Here is a 25,992-nt window from a genome sequence, read left to right as displayed (position 1 = left end):
TGGCGCTCCTTCGCACCACTCTATGGCCGCAGTCACGACACCCGCTGCCGGCACCCACGTTACGAAGAGACCTGAACCCGTTGGTCCGGCCTTGTCCCTATCAGCGGTCAACAAGTGCCTCCGGACCCGGCGACAACACCCCCCTGTGAGTCTTGATGTGGCTGGTCTGGGACTGGCTGGCAGGGTTGGTGCTGGACGCCTCTTCCTGGCTGTGACTCAACACCCCCTCGGCCCTTTCTTGGGCCTTGGATCCGAATTGTCCGGTCACGGAAATGGCGGCCAGTGCCTGCCCGGCCCACCTCGATGGCTTGATCAGAAGACTGCCCAGCCCCTTAGGACTGTGGCTCATCACAGGAATGCCTCTGAGTGACCTTCACCCGGGCCGGCGTCCGGGCCGCACCGCGCGGCCTGAAGCATCTGCCCGTTCGTGAGGAAGGAACCCCGACCGCGATGACCACTGTCGCATGCTCCCACCCGTTCGTCATCGGCGTGGACACCCACGCCCGCACACATACCTATGCCGTTATCGCCGCCAGCGGCGAGCATCTGGGCACCCAGGCCTTCCCGAATACGCACGCCGGTAGGAACCGTGCGATCGCCTGGGCCGCACGCCGCACGGGCGGCGACCTCGGTGCCTTGTGGGTCATCGAGGGCACCGGCAGCTACGGGGCCCTGCTCACGGGCACCGTCGGAAGGGCGGGGTACCGAGTCGTTGAAGCCCCCAGGGCCTACGCACCCGCCCGCCGGGGCGCCGGAAAATCCGATCCGCTGGACGCGGCCGCCATCGCTGCAGCAGCTCTTCCACTGGACGAGGCTCGTCTGCGAATCCCGCGACAGGACGATGGAATCCGTGCCGCCCTGCGCGTCCTGGTCGCCGCCAGAGAGCAGATGACGCTCGAGCGGACCGCTAAGGTCAACGCCCTTACCGCCCTACTGCGGGCCATCGACCTAGGAATCGACGCCCGCAAGCCCCTCACCGATACCCAGATCACCGAGATCTCCCACTGGCGCGCCCGCGACGAAGAGTTGGCTCTGTCGACTGCGCGGGCCGAGGCCGTCCGGCTCGCCAAGCGCATCACCACGCTGGACGCCGAGCTTAAGGACAATCACACCCGCACCACGGAGCTTCTGGAGTCCAGCCCCGCCGCTCCGCTTCTGGAGGAAACAGGAATCGGGACCGTGACCGCCGCCGTGGTCTACACAGCCTGGTCGCATCTGGGCCGGGTACGTTCCGAGGCCGCCTTCGCCGCCCTGGCCGGGGTCAATCCCATCCCAGCATCGTCGGGGAACACAGTCCGACACAGACTCAACAGAGGAGGCGACAGGCGCCTCAACAGTGCACTCCACATGGCTACCGTCGTCAGGATGGTCCACGACCCCGTCACCCGGGCCTATGCCGAACGCAAGAAAGTCGAAGGTAAGAACCCACGAGAGATCCGCCGCATCCTCAAGAGATATCTCGCCCGGCACCTCTATCGCGCCCTGAACGCGCTCCACACCGCTAACGACACGGTCCCGAGGACGGCTTGACAGATATAGAAGATTCGGATCATCAGTGACAGGGCAGGAAAGTCATACCGGGTCCAGCGACCATGTCCCCGGCGGTCGGGAACCCAATAAATGTAACGGGGGAGAATTAAGGCATGTGCGGCAGGTACGTGATGTCCAAGGCGACCGGGGATCTCCTGCGTCATTTCGAGGCGAAGGACGTCGAGGGCAGCCCGCCTGCGCCGAGTTGGAATGTGGCGCCGACCCAGGATGTCCCGATCATCGCCGAGCGGCTGGATGAGGACGCCGTGGAGCGCCGGCTGTTGATCGCCCGCTGGGGCCTCGTCCCGTCCTGGGTCAAGGATGTGAAGATCGGCTCGAAGCTGATTAACGCCCGGAGCGAATCCATTCTGGAGAAGCCGGCTTTCCGCAAGGCGGCGATCAAGCGGCGGGCTCTGATCCCGGCTTATCTGTAGTCCTTTACCCGTCGTCCGGGCAGCTGCGGGTCGGGAGTGTTGAAGACGCGTCCTCAAGCGCTCCACCTCTCCAGACTTTTTGCCGCTGAAGATCGAGTAGCAGCCGGGACGGTTGGGGGTGGACCGGGCAAATATAGGTACAGAATTGCGTGGATACATCTATCGCTGTACTTTCAAGTCATGGTAACACTCACGCATGCACCGGTGCTGGCGCGGTTCGGCTACGCGGTCTCGGATCCGACCCGGGCTCGGATTCTTTTGGCTCTCGCGGAGGCACCCGCCTACCCGTCGGACCTGGCTGATTCTCTGGGCGTATCGCGACAGAGCATCTCCAACCATCTGACGTGTCTTCGCGGCTGCGGCCTCGTCGTGTCTGTTCCGGACGGTCGGCGGAGCCGGTACGAGCTCGCCGATGCCCGGCTGGGACACGCGATCGGTGACCTGCTCGGCGTCGTGCTGGCTGTGGACCCGTCCTGCTGCGCACCTGACGGGACGTGCCTGACGTGAGCACCTCCCAACTCGCGCCAGCCCCGGCCCGCCGCGCCGTTCTGAGCCGCCGGATCCGGCTCTTCGCCGCCGCGACCATCAGCTACAACGTTATCGAGGCCGTTGTCGCCCTTTGGGCCGGTGGCGTCGCGGAATCCTCGGCGCTGATCGCGTTCGGACTGGATTCAGTGATCGAGGTGGCCTCGGCCCTCGCCCTGTCCTGGCAGTTCTCCGCCAAGGATCCCGAGCATCGCGAGCATCTGACGCTGCGGCTCATCGCGATCTCCTTCTTCGCCCTCGCCGCGTTCGTCACCTTCGACTCCGTGACCTCCCTGGCCGGCGGCGGCGAAGCGCAGCACTCCACACCGGGCATCATCATCGCTGCACTGAGCCTGGCCATCATGCCCGTCCTGTCCTGGCTGCAGCGCCGCGCCGGACGGGAGCTCGGATCCCGGACCGCGGTTGCCGATTCCAAACAGACTCTGCTGTGCACTTACGTTTCGGCCGTCCTGCTCATGGGCCTGGTCCTCAACAGCACCCTGGGCTGGTGGTGGGCCGACGCGGCCGCCGCGCTGGTCATCGCTGTCATCGCCGTCCGGGAAGGCATAAGCGCCTGGCAGGGCGACGTATGCTGCACTGTTCCCCATGCAGCTGAGGCGCCCGGAGACGCAGGACACGGTCCGGATGAATCTTCCGCCGACGGCTGTTGCGAGGGGTGCGGGTCAGGGCTCGGACAGCAAGACATCACGCTGACCGGCACCCGCCCGGACGGGCACGCATGAGCGGGCGCGACCACGACCACGGCGCGGCCGCAGCAGGGAACCGGGGGCGAACTGATCCTCGTCTTCGCCATTACCTTCACCGTGATCATTGCGGAGATCATCGGATCCTTCCTCGCCGACGCCGCTATGTAGGCGCTGGGGATTCCCGGCAAGAGGAGCCCGAGACTGACCTGCGTGAACCGGCGGCCGCCGCCCCGAACGAAAGAGAAGGCGCACCATGTTCCGACAAAGCGCCGTTCCAGCTACCCCCTAGTGCCGCCGTCGCGGCGGTCATCCTCGCCTTGGCCGCCGGGGCTCACACGCTGGCCGGAGGGTAGGCGCTTCGAGAAGTTATTTGGCGCATCATCCTGCCCCGAGTCCCCATGGAGGCGCCGTAGCCTCAACAGCTCGCCGTGGGCGGCTTCTAGGGCGGTCTTGAGTTCGGAGATCTCGGCCCGATGCCGGGAGCGCTCCTCTCTGAGGGTAATGGTGAGCGTGCGGACCACACTGCTCGTCGTCGTTGCTGCGGCGGGCTCCCCCAACGGGGCGACTCCCGGCTTGCCCGTAGTGCGCTTGCGAAGGTCTTGAATACGGTCGCGCAGGTCGGTCGTGCGGTAAAGGAAATCCTTGGAAACGTTCCCCGCTGCGGCCACGGCCTCGAAAGTGATGGGGGCGCCGACCTTGAGGAGCGCTCGTATCCCGGCATCAGCACGGTCTCGTGCTGCCTGGCGTTTTCGTGCAGCAGCCTGCGCGAGCAACTCGGGGTTGCCTCGGCTCACTGCGAGTCCTCCTTATCGTGTCGGTCCGCGGCGATCCGGGATTGTGCTCCTGCGCCGCGAAGTGGCTCAGGAGCGCCGTCCGGCTGTTTTTTGAGCGAATCTACGATGGTCTTGAGCGCGCGCTGTTCCCGGCGCCGAAGCGTGAGCCAGACGTGGTTTTCGCTCATGGGCTGCCCTGTATGTTCCTGGTGCGCGGCCTGCCGCCGGTCGATGAGCTGGTCGAGGGCGACAATCTCGCCCTCGTGAACACCGAGGAACCTTTCGTCGGTGACAAAGAGGTTGCAGGTGAGGCAAGCATTGCCCTTGTCGCAGGTTTTGGCGGGTGGGAGCGTGCACCAGCCGTTCGGCAGCACGCGGTCGGTGCGCGAGTCCAAAGCCATCAGTTCGTAGAGGTCGTCAGTCGCCATTCCGGGTTGGGAGCCGGACGCCGTGATCTTCCGGACGCGGAGGAACTCTGCTTTGGCTGTTGCGTCCAGGGTCTGCGCGTAGTGCATGGTCATCTCCGGGCTTAGGTGGCCCATATATCGCTGGACGACGTGCAGGGGGACACCGCCGTTGATGAGGCTGGTCGCTTTCGTGTGCCGGAACCGGTGTGTTTTGCCCAAATCCAGCGCGGTCCCGTCGGGTTCGGTCAGGCCGGCGAGGGCAACAAGGCGACGTAGCTGGTTCCGGAACTGCCCGGCCTGATAGGGATGAACGCCTTGCAAATTGCTTTGGGCCCGTACGAACAGGTACTTCGGCGTAATGTCCTCAGCGAAGTGCTCGGTGAGCCACCGGCGCTGCTCAGCAACGATGGCTATCGCTTCCTGATCGATGAGTATTGTGTTCGGAGCGTCATCTATTTTGGTCTGCTGGTAGCGCAGTTTGGCGATTTGTTCACCCTCAGGTGTGGGTCCCTCGACAGCGATGATCGGGTCGAGATCCAGCATGCAGATCTCGTTGATTCGACGTCCTGTCTTCATCATTAGGAGAAGGATGCGCATCGCCTGTTCATCTTCCAGGCCGCTGCTTGAGCGGGGAGAACTTAGCAGGTGAGCGTGTGCGGCCAGAGCTGCCATGTTGGCGTCGCTAATCAGGTGGCGTTCGTCGTATCGATGTTTCTGGGTGTTGCGTGGAATGTCGCCAAGTCTCCAGAATCGCAGGTACTCGTTCCCGATTCCCGCCCAACGCTCATCGCCAACTGCGACCGCGGCTTCAGGGCCGAAGTCGTTCATGAATGCGTAAAGACCCCGGACGGCTGCTGTGATTGATGCGATGCTTCCGACGGACCGCGGCTTGCCCTTGTTCTTGCCGGTGCGCGACTTCGCCTGGCGGACGTCTGCCAGAAACTCCAACATCAGCGGGCGCAGCCTTTCCGGATCTGGAGTGAGTTGTGGGCCGGGGAGATCCCGGGAAACGACGAAGTCACCGAAGGGTAGGAGCCAGTCGTAGCGGCCGTGCGCGCTTGACCATGACAGATCGCCGCCTTCGATCTGGGTTTTGACATAGAACATCGTGCCGCGACGAAGCCATTCAGGCTGGAGGCGGTGCCAGTGAATCGCTACCTGCGCGAGCATCTCCTGTGGCCGTCGGGGGATCCTCGGGTCCATCGTCAGGTCCCAGATCTCTCGTTGCCACCACGGTCTTGTGTCGTAGGCGAACCAGAGCAGCTTGCTGATCCGGTCCAGCGGCGCCAAGATCGTGCGCAGCGTGTTCGAGTTCGGCAGTTGCTGCGTCCGTCGGACCCAGGTCGTAGACAGCTCTGTGCGCCATTCGGCCGGCGTATAGTCCATCACGCTCTTGAACGGCTGGGCCGCCCGCTGCAGCCGTTCCGACGTCGCGGCGAGCTCCCTCAGGAGTAACGCCAGTGGCGCGCAGGGCACTCGCCCGCCGAGTTCGACGATGCGCCAGATCGCGAAGATAAACTCGTTCTGCATCGTTGTGCCGAGGCCGTCGAGATGGATGTTGCCGATCTTGCCATGGTAGAAACCGAACGAACCCAGATACTCCGCCGGTACCGAGTCCCGGGTGTAATGCAGCAGCCGCAACCCCTGCGGGACAGCATCGAGCAGTTCCTCATTCCGTGCTGCGTCGAAGCCCGGAGCCCCGCTTGTCTCCGGCCGAAGCGGGGCGAAACGCCTACCGCCTGCAATATTCACGAAAACGTACGACCCGTCGATGTCATCGACTGCCAGGTCGAGGCCGTCCTCACACAGGCGCCAGACGTACTCGGCGTAGAGCCGATCCAGCTCATCTGAAATGTAGAGTTTGCGGTAATTTCCGCCCTTCACGCGCCCCGTGGGGATGAGGGCGCGGGACCACTTCGATGAACGGATTCTCTCCGCCGCCCGAATGCCAGTCCCGATGCTGCAATGACAGCGCCTCGCCAAGCCGTACACCTGTTTCCTCAAGCAAAGCGAAGAACAACCGGTCTCTGACCGATCCTGACCACGACCGCGCGGCGGGATCCCATCGCGCGCAACTGTCCTTGATCAAGTCGATCTGAGCCGGCGTCAACGTCGGCGCCGATTGCCGCCTCCGACGGACCTTCACCGACGCCGCACGAGAACCTCTCCGTATGTGTGCCAGGAACGACACGTACGGCGAGCTGGACTCCCGCCCTACGAACAGTGCCGGAATTCCTTCCAGGCCGCGCCACTGGTGAAACACGTAGAAGGACCGAACTGCCTGCAGTCTTTGGGACGCCGTGGCATCCGAGATGCGTGCTGGCACGGCGGACAATGACGCAACTCCCGGCGGAAGCCCTGACCGCATCCAGCCGAGGAATCCCGTTAGGTCCTCAACACCGAACCGGTCCCAGTTCCGACCGCGGAGCTCGAGGAATTCCCACCACAACGCCAACCCTCGTGCATAAGCCTTCACTCTGTTCGGGGATGCGTCCGTCTGCCGCAGGAACTCAAGGTACGGCTCGATCTCCCGCACAGGCAGCAGATCAGGTCCACGTGGGCTCTTCGCCCTCCAGCCTTATGCTTTGCACTCTCATGCGCGGCTCCTTCGCCAAGCTCACGCCCATAATCCGCCCGGTCGTTCCTCTGACGTTGCAGCGACACGCCAGTTAGCTAGCGTCAAAGACGAGTACCGGATAACCCCGGCTTCGACGCTTACCGGGAGCGGAAGCCTGCTTGTTGAAGACGTTGAAGACCACGGGGTATGAGTACCGGATAACCCGGCCGAGGGATATTATGAATGGGAGAAAACCCCGGACGGGAAAAAGATCCCCCATTACCTCCACTCCGAGAAGAACGAGCTGCTGGCCTTCGCCGGGCTCTATGAGTTTTGGCCCGACCCGCCCCTGCCGGTGGATGACCCGCACCGGTGGCTGTTCAGCTGCACCGTGCTGAAGACGGAAGTGCAAAAGATCCTGGACGGCATTCCCGAACCGGCCCTGACACCGACGGTGGTCACCGACCGGGTAAACAGCGTCCGCAACAACGGCCCCGAACTCATCGACCCGGCCACCTGACCTACCCCTCCCGAGCCGCCGACGGCGGCCCTGCGAAGCGGCAAACGCACCGAAGGAAGATCTCATATCCAGACCATGCTTTCCCTGGCCGGCGTCCGGAATCAGTTAGCAGACGTCGGTGGTTTTTAATGGGACGTCGCACATTCAGACGTTCAAAGCATTGGCCGTGTAACGGCAAGGATCTCAGGCCGTCGACTCGCGTCGGAAGCTGGGTGCAGGGAGTACTTCCCGCCGGACGTGGGAACGAGCTTAGGCAGAGTTCCTGACGGTGACTCAAGCGACGTTGCACCCGGGACCGTCCCGTAGCTGGTTACGGCGATGTCGATTTGCCGGCACCACGAGTGATCGTGATGGCGGCGCCTATGGTCGTTATCGGGTCTGGTTCCATACCCCCACTCTTCTCTTTTCGCCGCCGCTGAAGAGCGTGGAGCAGATGTCCAGGCGGTCAGCTAATTCTGTGCGACCACTCTGTTGGCCAGGGCTGCTGTCAGGTGGGGAAGGTGGTCTTCTGCTTCCTGGCAGGCCTTTTCGGCCGTGTGGCTTTCCGACCTGTCCAGCGCCTGTTGAAGGTGGAGGCAGATGCGTTCCATCCGAAGCGCGCCGACGAGAGCGGAGCTGGTTTTCAGGCTCAGGGCGGCGTCCATGGCCGCTTCCGTCTCTTCGACGCGCACGGAATCGGTCATGCGTTGGACCCGGTGAGGAAGCAGCCGGCGGTAGCCTGCGGCGAATCGTTCGGCTGTTTCACAGCTGGTCTCCTCTGCCATTTTCCGCAGCCGTCGGTCATCCAGCACTGGGGGCAGAATCGGCACGGTGTTCATCGCTTCGTGACGGGGAGGAATTGTTGGCATGGGGTCCGGATGAATTTTACCGGTGGTGGTGTTCAGGCTGAGATCGGTGATGATGAGTTCCTTGTCTTTGAGAGGAAGGCCGAGAAGGCTTCCTCTGGCACTTGCTCCTCAGTCGCTCTCGACACGGGTGGGGCTCTATGCCCGATCGGCGCCCCGGGATGCGTTGCTGTCCTGGAGACAGGCTTGTCAGGCCTTATCTGGTAAGGGCGTAATAGACGACGACAGCTGTGGCCGGTGCCAGCAGGCCCAGGAAAACGTACGAGCTGATCCTGAGCCGACGGGATCGCCCATGCTCTTTGTCGAAGTATCGGTAGCGCAGCGAATTTCGTTCAACCATTCCACAAACCCTTACTCTAAGGTTTCGTCAAGAAGCGTAATGGGCTCATATGACGTGACGGATTCTGGAAGACGATAAATGACGCTTCCATGAAGCTCAAGAATGAGAACATAAGCTCACATGTGATCGATATCACGCACGTGCCGTGCGATTGATAGGAGGCGTCCTGCCATTTGGATTCTGTGTCTCGAGATTCTTGCCTGGCGAGGCGCGGTCTCAAGGGAGGCCCACCTTCGACCCCCTTGGCCGAGGGCGGGCTGTCCCTTTTTTCGATATTGTAGCTGGTCAGCGCCTCAGGCAGGCAACTCCACCCTTTTGGTCGACTACGCCGCCGGTGGCTGGCCAGCCCTCCGGGATCAATGCGCCTGCCCGGCCGCTAGTTACTAAGGCGGCTTACTTGGTTCTGTTAATTACCTGGGGTAACTTACGTATTTTTCTGGTTACCAAGACGGCTCCTAATTTTGATACTGCATGGCGTCTGAGGCGATTATTACCTCAATACCGCACCGAGCCGGGGGCAAAGACAATCTTTGTTGTTCTGGGGGGATCTCATTCTCCTGGGGGACGCAGCTGAATAGACTGATTCTGATGGCGGTTCTGTCGTGAAGTGGTGGCATCGAGTGAGGGGGGCTGCGCGGTCACTCCTCGGACATGTTCAGGTTTGCTGGCCAGGGTCATCATCAATGGGTTCCAATGCCGGAGGGGGCGAGGCCTGTGCCCGTGTTGGATCCTCACTCGTTGCTCGGCCACGCTCTGAATGCTGTTCTGCGGGGGCTTGTTGCCGATGCGGACCAACACATCGTCTACGCGAACGCCGCCTTCACGGCCGCGACAGGCTGCAGCGCAGGGGAGTGATGGACCGGAACTGGCCGTATGCCCCAAGGCCCCCGGCCCGGATCCTCTGACCGGTGCGGGTCTGCGGATGACACTCGCGCGTCAGGAGAGCCGTGTGCGCCCGACTGGTGCGGCAGCCTGTGAGCGATTCGGAGACTTCGGAGCCGGATGGGCCCCGAAATACCTCGCAGTCGGGGCGGCGCCGGTGCAACGCCTGGACCGAGTTCGGCCGTTCCCGGTGATGGGTGACCAGCGGAGGTGAACGCCGCGGCGAGTGACTGCCGCGGACTGGCGCCGAGACCATGGAACGGACCGTTGGGGCCAATGCGCCCGGAAGGCTGTGTGGCCCGCCCCCACCATGGTTGTCGCGAGCCACTTTCCCACGCTTACGGTAGCCGCCCTTCGTCATACCCCGGCAGCGGTTTTTGACTTGCGCTTCTCCCGGTCTATGTTTTATAAGTCCCGCCGCACTTCCCCCAGTGGTGGCGGGGCAAGCCGTGAACGCCCCCGTACCGATCCCCCAACCGGTACGGGGGCGTTTTGTGTCCGGCCAGGAACGGGTTAAGGTATCGCTCACGACTGCTGGCCGCTTTTCAGGCGCCTGCGGTGCGCCGGCGCCTGCTCTTCCCGGCCCGCCGGTGCGGCTTATCGGTGACGAGAGTGTGCGAGGTTCAAGGGCGGATTCCTGTGACTGTCGACGGAGCTCATCCATTTCCGGGCGGCTTGAAGGTCAGCCGGCGGGCTGGAGGCCAGAACATCGCGGAGCGAGCTGATGGCGGCGTAGGCGTTGCGCAGGTGGACGGTGTCTATGGTCCCGAGCGGGTCCAGGCGGCGGGTCAGGAGGCGCAGGGCGGTCATGATGTTGTCCAGACCGGTGAGTGTACGGACGATGCCGGCCAGGTCTGAGGGTGGGGGAGCTGCCGCGAACGTGAGGATTCTGCGGCAGAGTCGGGTGCAGGCTTTCGCATCGTCGATGCGGAAGCTGCGGATCATGGAAGAACCGACAGCGGCGGCGCTGGTAAAGGCCAGCGCCAGGTCTGGATCTATCGGGTCCATAACTCCATTGTGGGCGTCCTGCTGTCTGGAATACCAGTCATCCCCGTAACACAGCGCCCCGATGTCCTCGGCGCTGGCGCGCGGTTCGGGCGTTGCGGGGGTGCGGGTTACCGATGTTGGCGCTGCATCCATGCCAGCTCGTCGGGAGTCGGCATCGGATAGACATACCCCCAGGCGCGCACTCGACGCAAAGAGAGGGGGAAGCGTGGGAACCCACGAGGGAGACTCCGTCGCGTTCTCGGCGTGGGGAGTGCCGGCCGGAATCCCCGCAACGGGCGGCCCCATCGCATCGGCATACCAGTGCTTCCAGATGAACTCATAGCCGCAGTCGAGACAGTCGGACCAGTTCAGTCCCATTCCCTCGCAGAATTCACACATCAGGCACCTTCTTTTTTCATGGCCGCGCCCGTTTCCGGCATCCAATCGTCAATGTGGACGCCGAAGAGCCGCTGAAACTCCCCCAGGTTCTGGTCGAGCCTCGTGTGAGGGATCAGATTCTGGTCTACAAGTCCGTCAAAGCGGCTCTTCAAGGTTCATGGGGAAATTGATTCCCGGATGAGTGTCATGCCGCCGTCCGGGCGGCACTGGTCATGAGGATAATCGATTTGTAGTTCCCTGCGTTGCGGTAGCCGCGGGCGGTGCGTTTATGTGCTTGATTCCGGTGTTGTTGGCTTCGACCTTGCCGGTGGTGGCGCCGGTGACGATGAGGACTTCGATCTCGTTCCACCACCGGCAGACAGTGCGGTAGAGCTTGTTCGTCTCCGGCCTTCCGGCGGCCTCAACTAGGGTCTTGAGTTCCTCTTTCGCCGAGGCGGCGTCGGCCAGCGAGTTGGTGCGCAGCAGGGCCCGCAGCTGTTCCTTGACCTTCCAGACTGCCTGGAGCTTGCCGGTGGCGTCATCGGCGGCGAAGACCTCAGCCAGGCGGTGGGCCGCGGTGTCAGAGAGTGTGTCGCCGGCGCGCAGGAGCAACATCCGGTGGGCCCAGGCCTTGTCGATGCCGCGGCCGCGGCGGCCCTTGACCTGCTGGGAGAGGTTCTGCCGGGTCTCGGTCACCGCCTGGTTGGCCAGGGACACCAGGTGGAAGTGATCGACCGCGACCGCGGTGCGGGGAAGCCACATCCTCAACGCTTTCTTCGAATGCGGCCGAGGGGTCGATCGCGACCACCTGCACGCCCAGCCGCCACTGAAGCGGGCGGGCGAAGAGCCAGTCCCCGACGCCCTTGTGATCCCGGCCGTCGACCACGCCCAGGACCTGCCCGGTGTCCAGATCCACGATGGTGGTCATTCACGGCTCGTGCCGGATCCACGAGCTGGATTCCGGGTCACGGAAATACCGCACTGATCGGAACCGGTGTTCGTCGATGCCCAGCATGCGCGGGCTGAGCTCATCCACGTCCGGCAGCGTCAGAAGGCAGGCTTCTGTCAGCGCGGCACGGACCATCCACCAGGACACCGCGAACGCGGCAGCGGTCTCGGACACGGCCCGGCCGGAATTGATGACCGCGTCAACGACGTGGTCCCGGAGCCGGCCGGTGGAGCGGGCGCGGCGCGGGACCTGGGCGGTGGATTCAAAGAACGAGAGCCGGGGACCCTCGGGTTCCACGCAGTGCCAGCGGTACTTGGACCAGAGAACCTCCACGGCGCCAGCCACGGGAATGTCGCGGATCCGCTGAAAGCGCCGTTCCTTTCGCCGCGTCGCCACGACAGCGCAGGTGGGGCAGCCCGGTGGCTGGTCGGTTTCGACAATGACCTGGCGGCGCCCGTCCTCCAGCACGGTGGCGGAGATGACGCGGTAGTCGGGCAGGTTGAAGATGCTGGTGGCAGCGTCAGCCGCCGCCCCGGTAGGCTCAGTCAAGGCTCGTGGTCCTGTTCCTGGTTTGAATGCTTAGACACACTCATCCCAGCAGGGCCACGGGCCCCTTACGACACGGAATCAATTCCCCACCAACCTTGAAGAGCCGTCAAGCCTCCGCAGGTATGCCACATGACCCAGAGGCCCAGCAGCCGTTGTACCTTGCGCGCAGTTGCCGGTTTGATCACGGTTCCAATGACAGGGATAGCAATAATTTCTTCACCACGCCCCTTGCGTGCTGCGGGGTCTTCTTCGTTCATTCTGATTCCTCCGGGAGTGTGTTTCGATGCAGTAGTCATCCAGCAATGCGGGCAGACCGGAGAGGCCCTCGCGTGTGACTGTCAACTTCGTTTGGCGGTTAATTCACAGTTGAGAATGACGGTTTCCCGGGACGTCGAGGCAGAGAATACCCGGACGCATGGGAGCCCGGGTTCAGAATTCCGATCGGGACGCAATTGGTTTTTGGACCGCGCGAAGCGCGTCGGAAGTGTCGCTCGCCTCGTCGTCTATCTTTGTTTGAAGAAACACCGTGCCGTTCGGAACCGCCTCGATCGGCGAGGCGGTTCCGGTATTGCCGGGGCCGGCATTTCCAGCGGGTGCTGCCCGACGGACGTGGCCACCGGCGGCAACGCAGGCGGGGATACCGCAGCAAACCCGGTCAGGGACCTGAGGGACATCAGCTGATTCTCCAGCGCCTTTTCCGGCTGTCCGGGATGTGCGGCCACGTGTTCGCGTAGCTGTTCTCTGGCCCTGGTATGCGCAGGCGCCGGATGGGCCAGCACCGCCCTGATGATCTCCGAGGCCTGCCGGCGTATCCTCGAGGCGTCATCGCCGTAACGCCCGCCTGGTAGCGGGTCTGCGGGAGGCTGGCCGCAGGGGCGTGCTGAAAAGCATAACGGGTGCCTTGCCATGGGTTGTTCCTTTGTTCCCCCGTTCCGGCTGAGTCCGGAATCGTCCCGCCGCTTCCGGAATCAAGGACCCCGGGTTCCGGAATGCGGACGTGAGCAAACGGTACAACGGCACCGACCTGTGGCCCTTATGGACATACAGCCCCCACTAAGATCTTCCCCACAGTCGGCCCGCCTGTCGACAACGGGCACAAGGCCGGAGCCGCCAGCCCAGCCAGGCCCAGTGTGGCCGTCAGCCTGCCAGCGACCAGATCACTGCAGCCTGGGGGAGAGGAGGTCCAGTCCGGGTGGATGGCCGATGCAGGGAACGGGAGCGCCCGACCGACTTAGGGATTGCGGAGCCGTGGTTGTCGAGACAGTATGAAGTGAAATGCCGGTTCGGGCATTCGGAGCGTCCGGACGGCCATTATTGCCGGGGGCGGTCCTCCGGCGCAGACTTGATCCCGGAATGTCCCGGAATGTCCCGGAATGTCCCGGAATGTCCCGGATTACCGGCCGGGCGGTGCCGCGGGCTCCCTGGATCCCGGCGGTTCTGGCCTGGACGCGCCGTTTCAGCGCGCCGGTCAAAACCGTCTAGGAGTCAGGATCCACCCGGGTGTCCTGGCCAGTTTCCTGCAGTCCGCGGCTCGTGGCCTATTCCCGGCAGCAGGCCTCGCCCAGCGGGTCTCCGGCACCAGCGCCCGCTGCCGCAAGCTCGCCCTGCCCGGGCCCCGCTGAATCAGACCCGTTGACCCAGGGCGTTCACGGCGCCGGAGCGGGTGCCGTCGTCATGGGTGCCGGCGCGGCGGCCGCTGTCGCTGTGGCCATGATCTTCAGTAGTTCCGCGTCCGGCAGCTTGGTCCAAGGCGATTCCAGGGAGCCCTGCAACGAGGCGTCGGGGCTGTCTGTCTGGGTCCACCATTTGGCGTCGAAGACGCGGCCTTCGAAGAGCACCCGGTCGCCCTTGACGTAGACGGTCGCCGGCTGCCACTCCGGCGCCGTACCTTCAGGTGCAGTCAGTTGCGGGGTCGGCTTGTCCCCGGGCAGTACGGGGCCGATGATGCGCCAGGGGGTGGTCCCGTTCTGGAGTACCGGATCGTCGGGGGTGTCGGCGCGTGTCCACCATTTGGCCTCGTAGACGTAGGAGTGCCGCACAATCCGTTCTCCGGCGGTGTAGGTGGTGTTCTCGGACCAGACCGGGTACGGGCTGGTGGACGGATTGTCTGTGATGGCGGGGACCGCCGTCTGCTGTGCCGAAGCCGTCGGCCCGGAAACCGGGCCAGCGACTCCGGCGCCGAGGATCGTGGCGAAGGTCGATCCGCCCTGGTCAATGCCGCTGCAGCCGTCCGAAACCTGTTTGATGTCGGGGAAGTTCGGGCTGCAGGTTCGGTCCCGGTTGAGGGACCAGATGGAAAGCCGGCCCACTCCCTTCTCGGCCGCGTAGCTGCTGAGCTCCTGGGCGTCCGTGAGGGTGAAGATTTCGCCTGGGATGTCGTTCTGGCCGATCATGGGCGTGATGCCGATCTTGCGCCACACCGTTTCGCTGCCGAGTTCTCTGCCTGCTGCCCGGTAGATGTCGGTCAGCTGCCCGTGTGCGGCCTCCGCAGCGGACACCGCGTTCTCGTACATGGAATGGCCTGGAAGCTTGCTTGCCCCGTAGTCCATCGTCATGATGTTCACTCCGGCGAGGTCGACGCCGGCGGTGATCATCCGTCGCACGGCGTCGCTGCCCGCCGTTGTGATCCCGTTAGGGTCAGCCGGCAGCGTCAGCCAGACGCCCAGGTCCTTGCCGTCCCGCCGGCGGTCCTGCTGGAGGGCTGCGATCGCAGTGGAGCGCCGGTCCAGCGCGTCGGCCGCGGAGAGGGCCCCGCCCTCGACATCAAGGTCGATGCTGGTGACGTTGTAGCGGTCCACGACGGCACGGTAGGCCGACTTCAGCTTCTCCGGGTCCGTGCAGCCGGCAGCCAGTTCGTTGTTGTTCAGTCCGCCGAAGGAAACGGCCACGGTGCCGCCCAGTTGCTGGAGCCGTGCCACCCGCCGGTCCAGGTCCAGGGCCGATGCTGCCTCTGAGAGGGAATAGGCGGCGCCCCACGATGGCGTGCACGGGCCCTTCGGATCGGCCACCACGAAGGAAAGAACCACATTCCCTGCTTCCTTGGACACCGGCGCCTCGAAGGCGTAGCGGGGCGTCGCCGTGACATCGACGTAGCCGGAGAAGCCCGACGGGATGGCCTCGGCTGCCCGGACGTCCTGGAAGTTGCCCCATGCGGCCACGCCGCCGACAGCCACAGCCGCGACGACGACGGTGAGGATGCTGAGCCGGAGAACAGATAATTTGCGGCCTGGGAATCTTGCGGACACAGGGCCCCCTTTGTCAGGAAGTTGAGTTGTCGGCCATGCGCCGGCCGTGGGGATCAGTTCGAGCAAGTGCCGGGGTGTCTGATGTCCGGAAACGGGCTGAGCTTGCATTATTATAAGGGCACTCACCAGAATATTCCGGTGCCTCGTGCGCGATCCGCCATTGGCACATGCCGAAACTCCGACTTGCAGCCAATGGGGACTAATGTCTGATCAGCTTGTTTTGCCGCGCCTTGATGCAGAAAGCGTCCCCACTGAGCAAGAAAGCACGGTGCGACGCCGTCAATGGGGGGCGGAGAAGCGCTCCGAAGCGCTGTCGATTGTTCATCCTCGGCCTTCCCGGCGGAAAATCATCCTCGGACGGCTGGGTATTCTCACGACGGTGGCCGCCTGGATTGCCTACGTTATCTCCACGATTCTCAGGGAGCAGGCAAATAATCCTAATCCGGGTTTTAGATTTCAGTTCGAGACGATTTCTTATCTTGTCCTCGTAACATTCCTGACTTTTTCCGCTTTGATGTATCTGTTGGCCCGGCAAGGGGCGCTTTACCGGTTCCGGGACCACACGCGGGTTCCCCGTGGGGAACTGGACCGGCACTTCGCCGACTACCATCAGGGAATCACCGTGCTGGTGCCCTCCTATGCCGAGGAACCCCAGGTGGTACGCGCGACGCTGTGGTCCGCGGCCCTGCAGGAGTTCCCGGATCTCAAGGTTGTTCTGCTGCTGGATGATCCGCCGCACCCCTCGGACCCGGCCGATCTGGCCAGGCTGGACAAGACTCGGGTCCTGGCGGCTGAGATTGCCGCCGCAATGAGTGTCCCGGCCGCCCGCTCCAATGCGGCGCTGGCGGGCTTCCGGTACCGCGCTGATGCAGCCCCGGCGGGGCCAGGGACCGACGCCTCCGAGCTGGAAGTCCTCATCTCCGAATACGAGGCGGGGGCGGCTTGGCTGGAGTCGATGGCCGCTGCCGAAAAGGTTGAGGACCACGTGGGCGAGTTCTTCGTGGATCTAGTGCTTATGGGCCTGGCCCGTGAACTGCGCCTGGTGCTACTGGGCCTCCACGCGGCCGCCGCGCAGCGCACCTGTCCTCCGCGGGCCAGGCTCGACGAGCTGTATCTCCGGCTGACCTGGATCTTCAACGTGAAGACTGAGACCTTCGAGCGCAAGAAGTACGCCAGCCTCTCCCACGAGGCGAACAAGGCGATGAACCTCAACGCCTACATCTCCCTGATGGGCCACCGCTGGACAGAGGAAACAACCGCCGACGGCGTCGTCCTGCGCAAGCTGGCCGCCGGCGCCGGCCCTGAAATTCCGGGCCCGGTCCTTGACGTCCCGGACACCGAATACCTGTTGACACTGGACGCCGACTCACTCCTGCTGCGCGATTACTGCCTGCGCCTGGTGTACCTCCTCGAATCGGCCGGCAACGAACGCGTCGCGGTGACCCAGACGCCGTACTCCTCCTTCCGTGGGGCGCCCACCCGGATCGAGCGGGTCGCCGGTGCCAGCACCGACCTCCAGCACATCCTCCACCAGGGCATGACGTATTATGGTGCGACCTTCTGGGTGGGGGCCAACGCCGTCATCCGCAAGCGCGCCCTGGAGGACATCGTCGAGGTGGAGTCCATCGGCGGCTTCGAGATCCGGACCTACATTCAGGACCGGACCGTCATCGAGGACACCGAATCCAGCATCGATCTCGGCCAGCACGGCTGGACCCTGGTGAACTACCCGGAACGGCTCAGTTACAGCGCCACCCCTCCCGACTTCGGCTCTCTGATTGTCCAGCGCCGGCGCTGGGCCAACGGCGGCCTGCTGATCCTGCCCAAACTGTGGGTGCAGTTGCGCCAGCACAGGTCCGAGCGCCGGGCGATCCTGTTCCGGGAGGTGCTGTTGCGGGTGAACTACATGGCGTCCATCGCATGGTCAAGCTTCGGCCTGCTCTTCCTCCTGGCCTACCCCTACGACAGCCGGCTGCTGAGCCCGATCGTGTTCCTCGCAGCCCTTCCCTACTTCTTGGCCATGGGCAGCGACCTGCGCGACTGTGGGCACCGCTTCAGTGACATCTTCCGGATCTACGGGTTCAACCTGGTCCTGCTTCCGGTGAACCTGGCCGGGGTGCTGAAATCTCTGCAGCAGGCAGTCACTGGAGATAAGATTCCATTCGCCCGCACCCCGAAGGTCAAGGACCGCACCGCGGCCCCGGCCATCTACGTCCTGACGCCGTACGCGATTGTGGCGTTCTCGCTGCTGACCGTGTGGCGGGACGCCCAAGTGGGTAACTGGGGCAACGTGGCATTCGCCTCACTGAACGCAGTCCTGGCGGCAGGCGCCATCCGCGCCTACATCGGCGTCTTCAACTCCGCCGTGGATGTTTTTCTCGGGATGGTTAACTGGCTTTATGTCAGTCCCCGCCCCAAGAAGGTGAAGGAGAGCCCCGTGATTGCCAAAACAGCCGAGGAAGTCGACTGGGAAACGATTCTTTATCATGGCGACCGCCGGCTGAACCGGGACCTCCGGGGTTCCGCGGACCGCCGGAAACGGGCCGGGTCTGCCTAACACCCCATAGATCCATCCGGGATATGCGGCCCGGGCCCCCCCACAAGTCGGAGACCGGACCGTTCAGGATGCTGAGTTCCTTCCGCGGAAACCGGGCCCGGGGGCTGGCCATTCGTGGTTGGTGGGGGAACTGATTACGTGTCGTAGCTAAGAAAGAGGCCCGTGGCCCTGTTGGGCTGAGTGTGTCTAAGCATTCAACCAGGAACAGGACCACAAGCCTTGACTGAGCCTACCGGGGCGGCCTCCGACGCTGCCACCAGCATCTTCAGGCTGCCGGCTATCGCTTCATCTCTGCCTCCGTGCTGGATGATGGCCGGTGCCAGATCATTGTCGAGGCCGACCAACCACCGGGGTGCCCCAGCTGCGGTGTCTTCCGGTCGGCTGCCGTGGATGAGCCGAACCCCGTGACGCCCAGCAATCGCTGTGGTCTCCAGCCCGATCGACCCGCTGGGGAGCGCGGAGCAGCCCATCAGCGAGGAGACTGCTGTGCTGGCCCTACCCTAACGTGGATCCGCCGGCCACGAGATTGTGATGGGTGGTAACGCTTGATCCGTTCCCCTCACTGGCACGGTCGGCGGACCCGCGATTTAGTGATCTTCGCTGCCTCGCGCAGTTCGGTCACCGCTCAGCCCGTGGTTGCTGGCCAAGGAATGCGCCGCCAGCGCTGCAGCGTTCTCGATGAGGCCCCCGACGAAGGCATCCGCCGCGAGTAAGTCGCTCCGCTACTGACTCGCAGCGACGAACGCCTTCGAGAACGCCCATCGCGGGTCTCTAACTCCGGAGCACATGTACGTCGGGATGCCGGCGGCGCACGGCTGGTCGCGCGTCATCTCCCACCAACCGAGGTTGGCGAGCGAATTGGCCTTGGCGAACATGCTGACTGTAGCCACGTCGGCCAGTGTGAAGATTTCCCCTGCGACGTCGTTCGCACCGATCATCGGCGTGAGGCCGACCAGAGAAAGGCGCTGTTCGCTGGTCAGGCTGGCGTAAGCGGGAACAGTGGCCAGCTGGGTGGCCGTTGCCTTCGCCGCGGAGATCGCCGCCGCTCCCATGGCGGTGGTCCCGTCGCCGTAGTCCATCGCCATGACGTTGACGGCAGACAACTTCACCCCTGCAGCGGCGAACTCCCGGACGGTGCGCAGACCACTCGCGACGAGACCGGACGGCATGACCGGGAGGGTCAGAGAGACCTGCAGAGGATGACCGGCAGCGGCGCGCTGCGCCTGGAGAGCCGCGACCGTCGTGGCGCGACGCTGGTTGGAGGTCGAATCGGAGACGTCAGTGCCCTCGAGGTCGAAGTCGATCCGGTCCAGGCCGAATCGGGTGACAACGCTCGTATACGCGTTCAGCAACGCGGCAGGGCTGGTACAGACGCGAGCGAGCTCGTCGTTGATCGCACCACCGAACGAAGCAATGAACCGTCCTCCCCCGGCCTGGAACGTCGAGATCCCGGCCAAGGAGTCACCTGTCGAGCCGATCGTGTAGGCGGTATATCCGGCCCAGGTCGGGCTGCAGGCACTGGACCTGTCAGCGACGATGAACGCCCCTGTAACGGCTTTGACACCGGATGCCGCAGAAAACGCCGACAGATCAGCGGTCGGCCACACACCCATGTCCACGTAGGGGGCGATGAGGGTGCTGCCGCCAGCCGGCGCCGGGATTTCCGTCGGCGTCGGCGCCGGGGTTTCCGTCGGCGTCGGCGTCGGCGCCGGGGTTTCAGTCGGGGTCGCGGGTGCTCCATCGATGGAGCAGGGGATGGCCGCCGCACCGGCCGGTAGACCGATCACGCTGCACGCCGTGGGGAACGAGGCCGCGGTGCCGACTTTGAGAGAGGTCAAGCCGAACGATGTGTCGGCGCCCGAGGTCAGCGGAGCGCCCCAGCTCGGGCTTTTTACGGCAAAACCACCCTCCACCGGCACCAAAAGGCCGTTCCACAACGTGTCGACGTTATGTGCATAGGCGAATGAAATCTGCCAAGGACTGAGCGTGGTGGACGAAGCGTTGTGCACACCCACTTCGGACTGGAATCCGCCCGTCCAGATGTTCGTGTTGGTCCACTTGACAACAATGCCTGCCGATCCCGGCGGATCTGTCGGCGTGGGCGTGGGCGTGGGCGTGGGTGTTGAGGTGGGCGTGGGTGTTGAGGTGGGCGTGGGTGTTGAGGTGGGCGTGGGTGTTGAGGTGGGCGTGGGTGTTGAGGTGGGCGTGGGTGTTGAGGTGGGCGTGGGTGTTGAGGTGGGCGTGGGTGTCGGGGCCGCTCCATTAATAGAACACGGGATTGCCGGGGCACCCGTTGGAAGACCGACCACAGTGCAGGCCGTGGGGAACAATGCGGCGGTTCCGACCTTGAAGGAGGTCAAGCCGAACGATGTGGCGCTGCCCGCGGGCAGCGTCGTTGCCCAGGAAGGAGCCGCCACAGCGAAACCACCCTCGGCGGGCAACTGGACGCCGTTCCACAGCGTGTTCACCTGATTGCCATAGGTGAAGGAGATCTGCCACGGGTTGAGTTTGGTGGTCGACGTATTGCGTACACTCACCTCGGACTGGAATCCGCTCGTCCAGACACTGGTGTTGGTCCAGGTGACAGCGACACCACCGGGAGCGGTGGCCGCCGCTGCCGGCAGTGTGCTGACCGCTCCCACACCGATCATGAACAAAACAGAAGTGATGAGAGCAACTGCCCGGGGGCGTTTAGTGGTCATGTCGGTCATCGTATTGATTCATTACCCGGGGGGCTGACTATTACTTAGTCAGAACCGGCGTGTCGGGTTTTAATTCAGAGATGATAGATGAGCTCGGTTTCGTACAGTCCGATCGTCGATTCCTTCAGCGCATTGATGATCCTATAGTTTGTCAAGCCGCGACTCCGGCGTCTTTATGTCTTGACGAGGTCGTAGACCTCGCGCTTGATGCAGCATTTCAGGCAGCGGATCATCAGTGACAGGCGAGTAAGTCATACCGGGTCCAGCGACCATGTCCTCGGCGATCAGAAACGCAATAAATGTAACGGATGTTATAGGCGATGGTTCTGCTGGCATACTGGTGCCACATTCCCGGTCCGTAGGCAGGTCGCCGTATTGCTTGAGGTATTCAGTCTTCGCGTTGCCTTTGGCGTGTCAGCGTTCACCCTGTTGGTGCTGTTCTACCTGGTGACGTTCCGTTCGACCAGGTCCGAGTACAGCGCCTGGTGGTGTCTGGCGATCACCGCTTTTCTCCTCGGTTCTTCCGCCTATCTGCTCAACGGCACCTGGCACCAGCGGTGGGCCAACCCGGCCGGAAACGCGATAGTGGTTCTCGGTGCCAGCTGCGTCTGGGCCGCTGCCCGTTCCCTGCGGCTGAAAAAAGTGAGGGGCTGGCAGATTGCCACCTCGCCGGCCCTCACGGCGATAGTGTCCGCACTGGATCATCCCTCGGTCAACAATTGGTCCGGCGGTCCCTGCTTTCTGGCGGCGATGTCCCTCATGATCGGGCTTGCCTCCCGCGAGCTATGGCGGCGCAAAGGCGGATTTGACGGGGCCGAAGTGCCCATGGCTGTCACATCCGGGATCGTGGCCCTTTTCTACCTTTTACGGTGCGCGGCGTTCATCCTGGACGGGCCTGACGGCCCGGTCTTCGGCATGTTCTTCGGGTCCGGCATCACCACGCTGCTGACCATCACGCTCCTGATTGTCGTGTCATTCAGCATCACGGCCCTCAGCGCCGAGCAGGCCACTGAGGCGCTCCGTATCCGGGCCAGCCATGACGGCCTGACGGGTCTGCTGAACCGGGCCGCATTCCTGGCTCTGTTGGAGGACGCGTTGGGCAGCCGCCGCGGCGCCGAAAACTCCGGCTCCCTCATTTTGGCCGATCTGGACCACTTCAAGGCCGTCAACGACCGCAGCGGCCATGCCGGCGGTGACGCCGCCCTGAGGGCCTTCGCCTCGGCCTGCAGGAGTTCGGTCCGGTCCAATGACCTCGTGGGACGGTACGGGGGAGAGGAATTCATCCTTTTTCTTCCCGGGGCCACGCCTGGGCAGGCGGTCCGCGTCACCGAACAGATCAGCGCGACCCTGAGGAACTCCGGGCAGATACAGTCTCCGCCCACCGTCAGCTACGGAATCGCCCGACTGGACGCCGGAGGCGCCGTGACAGCGGCACTGGCTTCCGCCGACGCCGCGCTCTACCGGGCCAAGGCCCGGGGCAGGAACCAGGCGGTCCTGGCCACCACCGCAGAGCTTTAGCCCCCACACGGCGCTGGAGAGTGACACCTTGGCCTGGATTCGCTCCGAGCGTTGATTCCTGCGAGAAAGCAGGGCCAGGAAGGCCATGACGATCGGCATCGGGGCCAGCGAGCCTGCTGGCACGAAGTCCACCTGGCCAGTCAACACCCAGACTCAAACATCCCCCGCCCGTGACCAGTAGGGTGCTGGGCTCCGACGCTGCGGCGCCGGCCCGCCGACGGCGCCGGGCGGACCAGACTGTCGCCGCGGCGGTGGCCGCCAGAGCCTGCTATTTCATGCCATTCACGTGTGCAGGGCCACGGTCTCGATCGAGGGGGACATTTGTCGTGGCGACTTCCCGTTGGAGAACTTACATTTGAAGGGTCCTTGCCGCCAATGCAGTTGTTGATACACGACACGTTGATGACCGATGGAAGGCCGTCCGTACGAACGGGAAGACAGTGAGGGAGAAGAAGCATTGGAAAGGTGCTCTTCATGACAAGCAGAATATCGACGTCGTGACGGCTGGTTTCCTTGTGGATGCACCTTTTCTGACCCTTCGCTGATAGGCATGGTTAGGTCGGGCTGACGCGTGCGCTGCGGCACTCGCCAGCGGCATTACCGCCTCTCGGAGAACGCTGCCCAGGCGCTCAGCGAGTAGCTGGCGGGCAGCGGGCCCGACCATATAAACATGCTGCTGTTCGGCACGTCGGAGAAACCGCTCCGCTCATCCCAGCTCGTCCCCCCGCTTTTCGATTGTCACGCCCGGGGAACGTTGTTGTTCAGGCGCTTTTCATAGTAGTCCGGGGCGAGCCGCGTCACCGGGATGCCGACCTGTTCAGTCATCGCCGCCGGTTTGAGGAGATCCTCTGCTTCATCCGGGGCAGCGTCCCATTCCCTTCGGGTTTGAACGACCAGGACGAGACAATCGGGTACTGCGTGCCTGGTCAGATTCCCTACGCTCAGGGCGCTGATACGTACCGTGGAAACGTCGAATGCCCGGGCGTGGAGGAGAGGAGAGGAAATGGCCGGCATGGTCAACAAGAGCTCTGGTCGGGCCAACCGGCTGGTCCGGCGAACCTAGGGAGCCTGACTTACAGCAAAAGAGGTCGGACCCTCGAACACTGCAGAATGGCGGTGACTTGCTTCCGACAGTCCAATGATGGTGGCTTCAAGGTCTTCCAGGGACCGCTGGATCCACGCGAGGCCGGCCAAGTCGTCGGAGCTTTGAGCCGCGTTATTCGATGACGCCTCTCGTCCCTCGATATGTGCGCGAAAGCTTCTGTTCCAGCGCGATGGTGGGTGGCAGCGACCCTGAAGTCGGAGGCGTTGGTGGTCATAGAGCTATCTCCTTCGGCTTGTTAAGGGCCTGGGTCAGTTTGAAACTGCTCTCGGTGGTGGATTTCGTCCCGCTGCAAGCGTGCGGGCGGCCGGCGGCGCCGTGCGCCCCCGAGCTGTGCCTCCGGCGCGGACAAGCTGCGGTTCTTCAAGCTCGGGCGCACTTCCCAAACAGGCCAAAAAAATACGAAACCGCGGCTTCCAGACCACGTTCACCATGCCCTGGTGCTCGGTCTCTAAATTCTACAATACTGTCCCGAAAATTCGCCCGACCGGAGCAACAGACCAACCAGGCTTGACCCCCAAAAAGCCTCTTTCGGCACGGCACAGATGACATTCACGGGTTAGTAAGACATCTTGAAAATTAACGCTGGCTAGTAAGGCATCTTAGTAATTTACGAGTCAGAAATTCCATAATTTCCCCGAGGAGCATCGGGCCGTGCCAGTCCGAGTCGCACCCTTCACCGTTACCCGGTGCTGAACAGCCAAAACGTCAGATTACAACGAAATCCAGCCTTCGGCCAAGGCAATCGAAGGCGGGCTTTCCGGGGGGGGTACGTCTCCACTGGGGAAGAACCTCGAAGGCGCTGAATCAAGATAGTAAGAATTCCCTCGAAGGCACCGCGGCATGGTAGTGATGTGCATCACTTTGAACTTCGTTTCGGTGAATTATGACTCAATTATTCTGCATTAGGACCATCAATTTTAGTACACATTTTGTCGGACCTTAGAGTGGTATCCAAGATCCTTGGTATTCAAGATCCTTGGTATTCAAGATCCTTGGGATCCTTCGAGACGGCGGAGATGATGGAAAGAAATTCAATGCACTACCGATACTTCGAGAAAGAGCAGCGGCGCACCCGCCGGCTCAATGTCATCTCGTATGTGCTGCTGGGACTGCTCGCGGCAGCCACCGCCGTCGTTGTCCTTTACGCGCTGACCAGATAGTGCCTGTCCAGGAACCGGACCGCAGCCTAGGTACCCAGCGGGCAGCAAGCCGACCGCCGGTGGGCCGTCCGGAGGGCAACATTGCAGCGGCTGCTCCATCAAACCTTCCACTCTCCCCAGAAGGCAAGGAACCCCATGGGAACCCGCACTCGATCCTTGAAGTCACCGGCCAGGACCCTGTATCGCTCCAGGACACCGGCACCGCGGCAGCCGACGACGTCCGTGAACGGGCTATGCTCGGGTGGCGGCCATGGATTTATGACCACCCAACACGATTTCGATTCCTTCGCTGTTAGCCTTAGCACCGACGTGAATCGCTGTCTGATGGAGACATCTACGCCGGCGCACTGATCGGCGTTCTCGGTGGAACCGCCCTGGCTGGCCGGACCGGCCGGCCCCGCGTGAAGGCACTGGCCGCGGCCATCTTCGCCGTAGGCTCGGATTTCCTCGGAGCCGCGCGCCTGCTGACCGGCGTCGGCGCGGCACTGACCACCTCCATGACGCTGGTCAGGAACCACGCCCCGGAAGGCCGGGTAAGTCTGGTCATCACCATTGCCATGGCCGGAGTCCCCATGGAAGGGATTATGGCCGCCCTGGCCGGCATCTTCCTGATGCCCGTCTGGGGCTGGCGGTCCATGTTCTGGCTCGGAACCGCCATGATCGCCGTCATCCTGGCAATCATTCTCCTGTGCCGGATCACCGAGCCGGCAGAAATGCGGGCTATGCAACTGGCCCGGGTGCAGAAATTCACGGGCCCGTTCGCCGGGCGCGGCTACATTTTTGTTGGCCCGGTGGGACTGGCCGCCATCACCAACTTGACAACCTGGCTCGGCCTGAACGTCTGGCCCGCCGAATCGATGAAGACCCTTGGCTTCAGCCTCACCGAGACCCTGATCTGCGGCTTCACTCTCAACGGAGCCGCCGTCATCGGGTCCTGGTTCACCGCCAACGCCGCCGACAAGTACGGGTCCGCCACGGTAGGGATCGTGTGTACCGCTCTCGCCCTCACCGGGCTGGTAAAAATCCTGCTGGAACCGGTTTTCCTTGTCTTCTTCCTGGCCTGCGTCACACTCATGGGTATCGACGGACACTCGGCTCAAAACCTCATCAACGCAACGGCCACCAGCGCCGTCGCTCCGCATTCCAGAGGAACCATTCTGGGCTGACCAACACGATGGCGTTCATCGGATCATTTAGGGGCACATTCTTCGGCGGCCTGGCGTTTGCCGCAGACGGGCCGTCCGGGCCTCTTCACGCTCTACGCCGACTCGGCAATCCTGTGCCTGCTGATCAGCGTTGGCCTCTTCTACGCTCACCGGGCA

The 25,992-nt window shown here is 63.3% G+C and carries 21 protein-coding genes and 2 pseudogenes; 11 read left to right on the top strand and 12 right to left on the bottom strand.

Going from position 1 to position 25,992, the window contains the following annotated elements:
- Positions 1 to 450 precede the first annotated feature (450 nt).
- From LDO15_RS23165 to LDO15_RS23150, 4 genes are all read left to right on the top strand, one after another.
- On the top strand, positions 451 to 1,530 hold the full coding sequence (locus LDO15_RS23165; protein WP_223988179.1) for an IS110 family transposase: 1,080 nt from the start codon (positions 451 to 453) through the stop codon (positions 1,528 to 1,530).
- 113 nt (positions 1,531 to 1,643) lie between these two features.
- Positions 1,644 to 1,964 carry an SOS response-associated peptidase gene (locus LDO15_RS23160; RefSeq protein WP_346656003.1) on the top strand — a complete coding sequence of 107 codons (321 nt, stop codon included), beginning with the start codon at positions 1,644 to 1,646 and terminating at the stop codon, positions 1,962 to 1,964.
- 180 nt (positions 1,965 to 2,144) lie between these two features.
- Entirely contained in the window at positions 2,145 to 2,471 is a 327-nt protein-coding gene (locus tag LDO15_RS23155; RefSeq protein WP_223987883.1) for a metalloregulator ArsR/SmtB family transcription factor, read from the top strand.
- Positions 2,468 to 3,232 (top strand): cation transporter, encoded by a 765-nt coding sequence (locus LDO15_RS23150; RefSeq protein ID WP_223987882.1) that lies wholly within the window; start codon positions 2,468 to 2,470, stop codon positions 3,230 to 3,232. The genes LDO15_RS23155 and LDO15_RS23150 overlap by 4 nt, the downstream gene beginning before the upstream one ends.
- 242 nt (positions 3,233 to 3,474) lie before the next feature.
- Here the strand turns inward: LDO15_RS23150 and LDO15_RS23145 are convergent, their stop codons facing one another.
- Together LDO15_RS23145 and LDO15_RS23140 are read right to left on the bottom strand one after the other, a co-directional pair.
- Positions 3,475 to 3,990, bottom strand: a complete 516-nt coding sequence (locus LDO15_RS23145) for a hypothetical protein (protein WP_223987880.1) — start codon at positions 3,988 to 3,990, stop codon at positions 3,475 to 3,477.
- Positions 3,987 to 6,260 carry a tyrosine-type recombinase/integrase gene (locus LDO15_RS23140; protein WP_223987877.1) on the bottom strand — a complete coding sequence of 758 codons (2,274 nt, stop codon included), beginning with the start codon at positions 6,258 to 6,260 and terminating at the stop codon, positions 3,987 to 3,989. The genes LDO15_RS23145 and LDO15_RS23140 overlap by 4 nt, the downstream gene beginning before the upstream one ends.
- A gap of 908 nt (positions 6,261 to 7,168) precedes the next feature.
- On the opposite strand from LDO15_RS23140, the pseudogene LDO15_RS23130 reads away from it, so the two are divergent.
- Positions 7,169 to 7,453: pseudogene (locus LDO15_RS23130) on the top strand (SOS response-associated peptidase family protein); the annotation flags it as partial.
- Between the two features lie 449 nt (positions 7,454 to 7,902).
- Here the strand turns inward: LDO15_RS23130 and LDO15_RS23125 are convergent.
- The 8 genes and pseudogenes from LDO15_RS23125 to LDO15_RS23095 form a co-directional block, all read right to left on the bottom strand.
- Positions 7,903 to 8,136 carry a hypothetical protein gene (locus LDO15_RS23125; protein ID WP_223987873.1) on the bottom strand — a complete coding sequence of 78 codons (234 nt, stop codon included), beginning with the start codon at positions 8,134 to 8,136 and terminating at the stop codon, positions 7,903 to 7,905.
- Positions 8,137 to 8,494: 358 nt separating this feature from the next.
- Positions 8,495 to 8,638 carry a hypothetical protein gene (locus tag LDO15_RS23120; RefSeq protein ID WP_223987871.1) on the bottom strand — a complete coding sequence of 48 codons (144 nt, stop codon included), beginning with the start codon at positions 8,636 to 8,638 and terminating at the stop codon, positions 8,495 to 8,497.
- Positions 8,639 to 10,117: 1,479 nt separating this feature from the next.
- Positions 10,118 to 10,528, bottom strand: coding sequence for a hypothetical protein (locus LDO15_RS23115; RefSeq protein WP_223987869.1), 411 nt, complete (start codon positions 10,526 to 10,528; stop codon positions 10,118 to 10,120).
- 588 nt (positions 10,529 to 11,116) lie between these two features.
- Positions 11,117 to 11,647, bottom strand: coding sequence for a transposase (locus tag LDO15_RS23110; RefSeq protein ID WP_263428415.1), 531 nt, complete (start codon positions 11,645 to 11,647; stop codon positions 11,117 to 11,119).
- A 28-nt stretch (positions 11,648 to 11,675) separates the two neighbouring features.
- Positions 11,676 to 11,813, bottom strand: a pseudogene (locus LDO15_RS23470) (ISL3 family transposase); the annotation flags it as partial.
- Positions 11,814 to 12,383 carry a transposase family protein gene (locus LDO15_RS23105; protein ID WP_223987867.1) on the bottom strand — a complete coding sequence of 190 codons (570 nt, stop codon included), beginning with the start codon at positions 12,381 to 12,383 and terminating at the stop codon, positions 11,814 to 11,816. It abuts the pseudogene before it with no gap.
- Positions 12,384 to 12,448: 65 nt separating this feature from the next.
- The gene (locus LDO15_RS23100; protein WP_223987865.1) at positions 12,449 to 12,640 is read right to left on the bottom strand and encodes a hypothetical protein; all 192 of its coding nucleotides are present in this window, start codon (positions 12,638 to 12,640) and stop codon (positions 12,449 to 12,451) included.
- A gap of 1,389 nt (positions 12,641 to 14,029) precedes the next feature.
- Positions 14,030 to 15,628, bottom strand: coding sequence for a carbohydrate-binding protein (locus tag LDO15_RS23095; protein WP_223987863.1), 1,599 nt, complete (start codon positions 15,626 to 15,628; stop codon positions 14,030 to 14,032).
- A gap of 514 nt (positions 15,629 to 16,142) precedes the next feature.
- Between LDO15_RS23095 and LDO15_RS23090 the strand changes: the two genes are divergently transcribed.
- Entirely contained in the window at positions 16,143 to 18,185 is a 2,043-nt protein-coding gene (locus LDO15_RS23090) for a glycosyltransferase family 2 protein (RefSeq protein WP_223988174.1), read from the top strand.
- 722 nt (positions 18,186 to 18,907) lie between these two features.
- Here the strand turns inward: LDO15_RS23090 and LDO15_RS23465 are convergent.
- Entirely contained in the window at positions 18,908 to 20,023 is a 1,116-nt protein-coding gene (locus tag LDO15_RS23465) for a glycosyl hydrolase family 18 protein (protein ID WP_263428414.1), read from the bottom strand.
- A 148-nt stretch (positions 20,024 to 20,171) separates the two neighbouring features.
- Between LDO15_RS23465 and LDO15_RS23460 the strand changes: the two genes are divergently transcribed.
- From LDO15_RS23460 to LDO15_RS23075, 3 genes are all read left to right on the top strand, one after another.
- Complete coding sequence (locus LDO15_RS23460; RefSeq protein ID WP_263428413.1) at positions 20,172 to 20,657, top strand: hypothetical protein; 486 nt, start codon at positions 20,172 to 20,174, stop codon at positions 20,655 to 20,657.
- A gap of 9 nt (positions 20,658 to 20,666) precedes the next feature.
- Positions 20,667 to 20,924: a hypothetical protein gene (locus LDO15_RS23080; RefSeq protein ID WP_223988187.1), complete on the top strand. Its 258-nt coding sequence runs from the start codon at positions 20,667 to 20,669 to the stop codon at positions 20,922 to 20,924.
- A 338-nt stretch (positions 20,925 to 21,262) separates the two neighbouring features.
- Entirely contained in the window at positions 21,263 to 22,405 is a 1,143-nt protein-coding gene (locus LDO15_RS23075; RefSeq protein ID WP_223987861.1) for a GGDEF domain-containing protein, read from the top strand.
- Positions 22,406 to 23,143: 738 nt separating this feature from the next.
- Here LDO15_RS23075 and LDO15_RS23070 read toward each other — a convergent pair.
- Complete coding sequence (locus tag LDO15_RS23070; RefSeq protein WP_223987859.1) at positions 23,144 to 23,419, bottom strand: hypothetical protein; 276 nt, start codon at positions 23,417 to 23,419, stop codon at positions 23,144 to 23,146.
- Between the two features lie 1,125 nt (positions 23,420 to 24,544).
- Here LDO15_RS23070 and LDO15_RS23455 point away from each other — a divergent pair.
- Together LDO15_RS23455 and LDO15_RS23065 are read left to right on the top strand one after the other, a co-directional pair.
- Entirely contained in the window at positions 24,545 to 24,670 is a 126-nt protein-coding gene (locus tag LDO15_RS23455; protein WP_263428412.1) for a hypothetical protein, read from the top strand.
- 317 nt (positions 24,671 to 24,987) lie between these two features.
- Positions 24,988 to 25,836, top strand: coding sequence for an MFS transporter (locus tag LDO15_RS23065; RefSeq protein WP_346656012.1), 849 nt, complete (start codon positions 24,988 to 24,990; stop codon positions 25,834 to 25,836).
- The last annotated feature ends 156 nt before the right edge of the window (positions 25,837 to 25,992 follow it).

This window comes from Arthrobacter sp. NicSoilB8 (assembly GCF_019977355.1).
Taxonomy (GTDB): domain Bacteria; phylum Actinomycetota; class Actinomycetes; order Actinomycetales; family Micrococcaceae; genus Arthrobacter.
Note: the sequence above shows the minus strand (reverse complement) of the source record. Positions and strands in the feature narration are given on the sequence as shown.

What these genes read in the sequence shown, in the direction of transcription:
- LDO15_RS23110 (WP_263428415.1), bottom strand. Translation starts at nt 11,647, where the DNA reads ATGTGGCTTCCCCGCACCGCGGTCGCGGTCGATCACTTCCACCTGGTG.
- LDO15_RS23160 (WP_346656003.1), top strand. Translation starts at nt 1,644, where the DNA reads ATGTGCGGCAGGTACGTGATGTCCAAGGCGACCGGGGATCTCCTGCGT.
- LDO15_RS23165 (WP_223988179.1), top strand. Translation starts at nt 451, where the DNA reads ATGACCACTGTCGCATGCTCCCACCCGTTCGTCATCGGCGTGGACACC.
- LDO15_RS23090 (WP_223988174.1), top strand. Translation starts at nt 16,143, where the DNA reads ATGTATCTGTTGGCCCGGCAAGGGGCGCTTTACCGGTTCCGGGACCAC.
- LDO15_RS23155 (WP_223987883.1), top strand. Translation starts at nt 2,145, where the DNA reads ATGGTAACACTCACGCATGCACCGGTGCTGGCGCGGTTCGGCTACGCG.
- LDO15_RS23455 (WP_263428412.1), top strand. Translation starts at nt 24,545, where the DNA reads ATGCACTACCGATACTTCGAGAAAGAGCAGCGGCGCACCCGCCGGCTC.
- LDO15_RS23070 (WP_223987859.1), bottom strand. Translation starts at nt 23,419, where the DNA reads ATGCCGGCCATTTCCTCTCCTCTCCTCCACGCCCGGGCATTCGACGTT.
- LDO15_RS23115 (WP_223987869.1), bottom strand. Translation starts at nt 10,528, where the DNA reads ATGGACCCGATAGATCCAGACCTGGCGCTGGCCTTTACCAGCGCCGCC.
- LDO15_RS23120 (WP_223987871.1), bottom strand. Translation starts at nt 8,638, where the DNA reads ATGGTTGAACGAAATTCGCTGCGCTACCGATACTTCGACAAAGAGCAT.
- LDO15_RS23125 (WP_223987873.1), bottom strand. Translation starts at nt 8,136, where the DNA reads ATGACCGATTCCGTGCGCGTCGAAGAGACGGAAGCGGCCATGGACGCC.
- LDO15_RS23100 (WP_223987865.1), bottom strand. Translation starts at nt 12,640, where the DNA reads ATGAACGAAGAAGACCCCGCAGCACGCAAGGGGCGTGGTGAAGAAATT.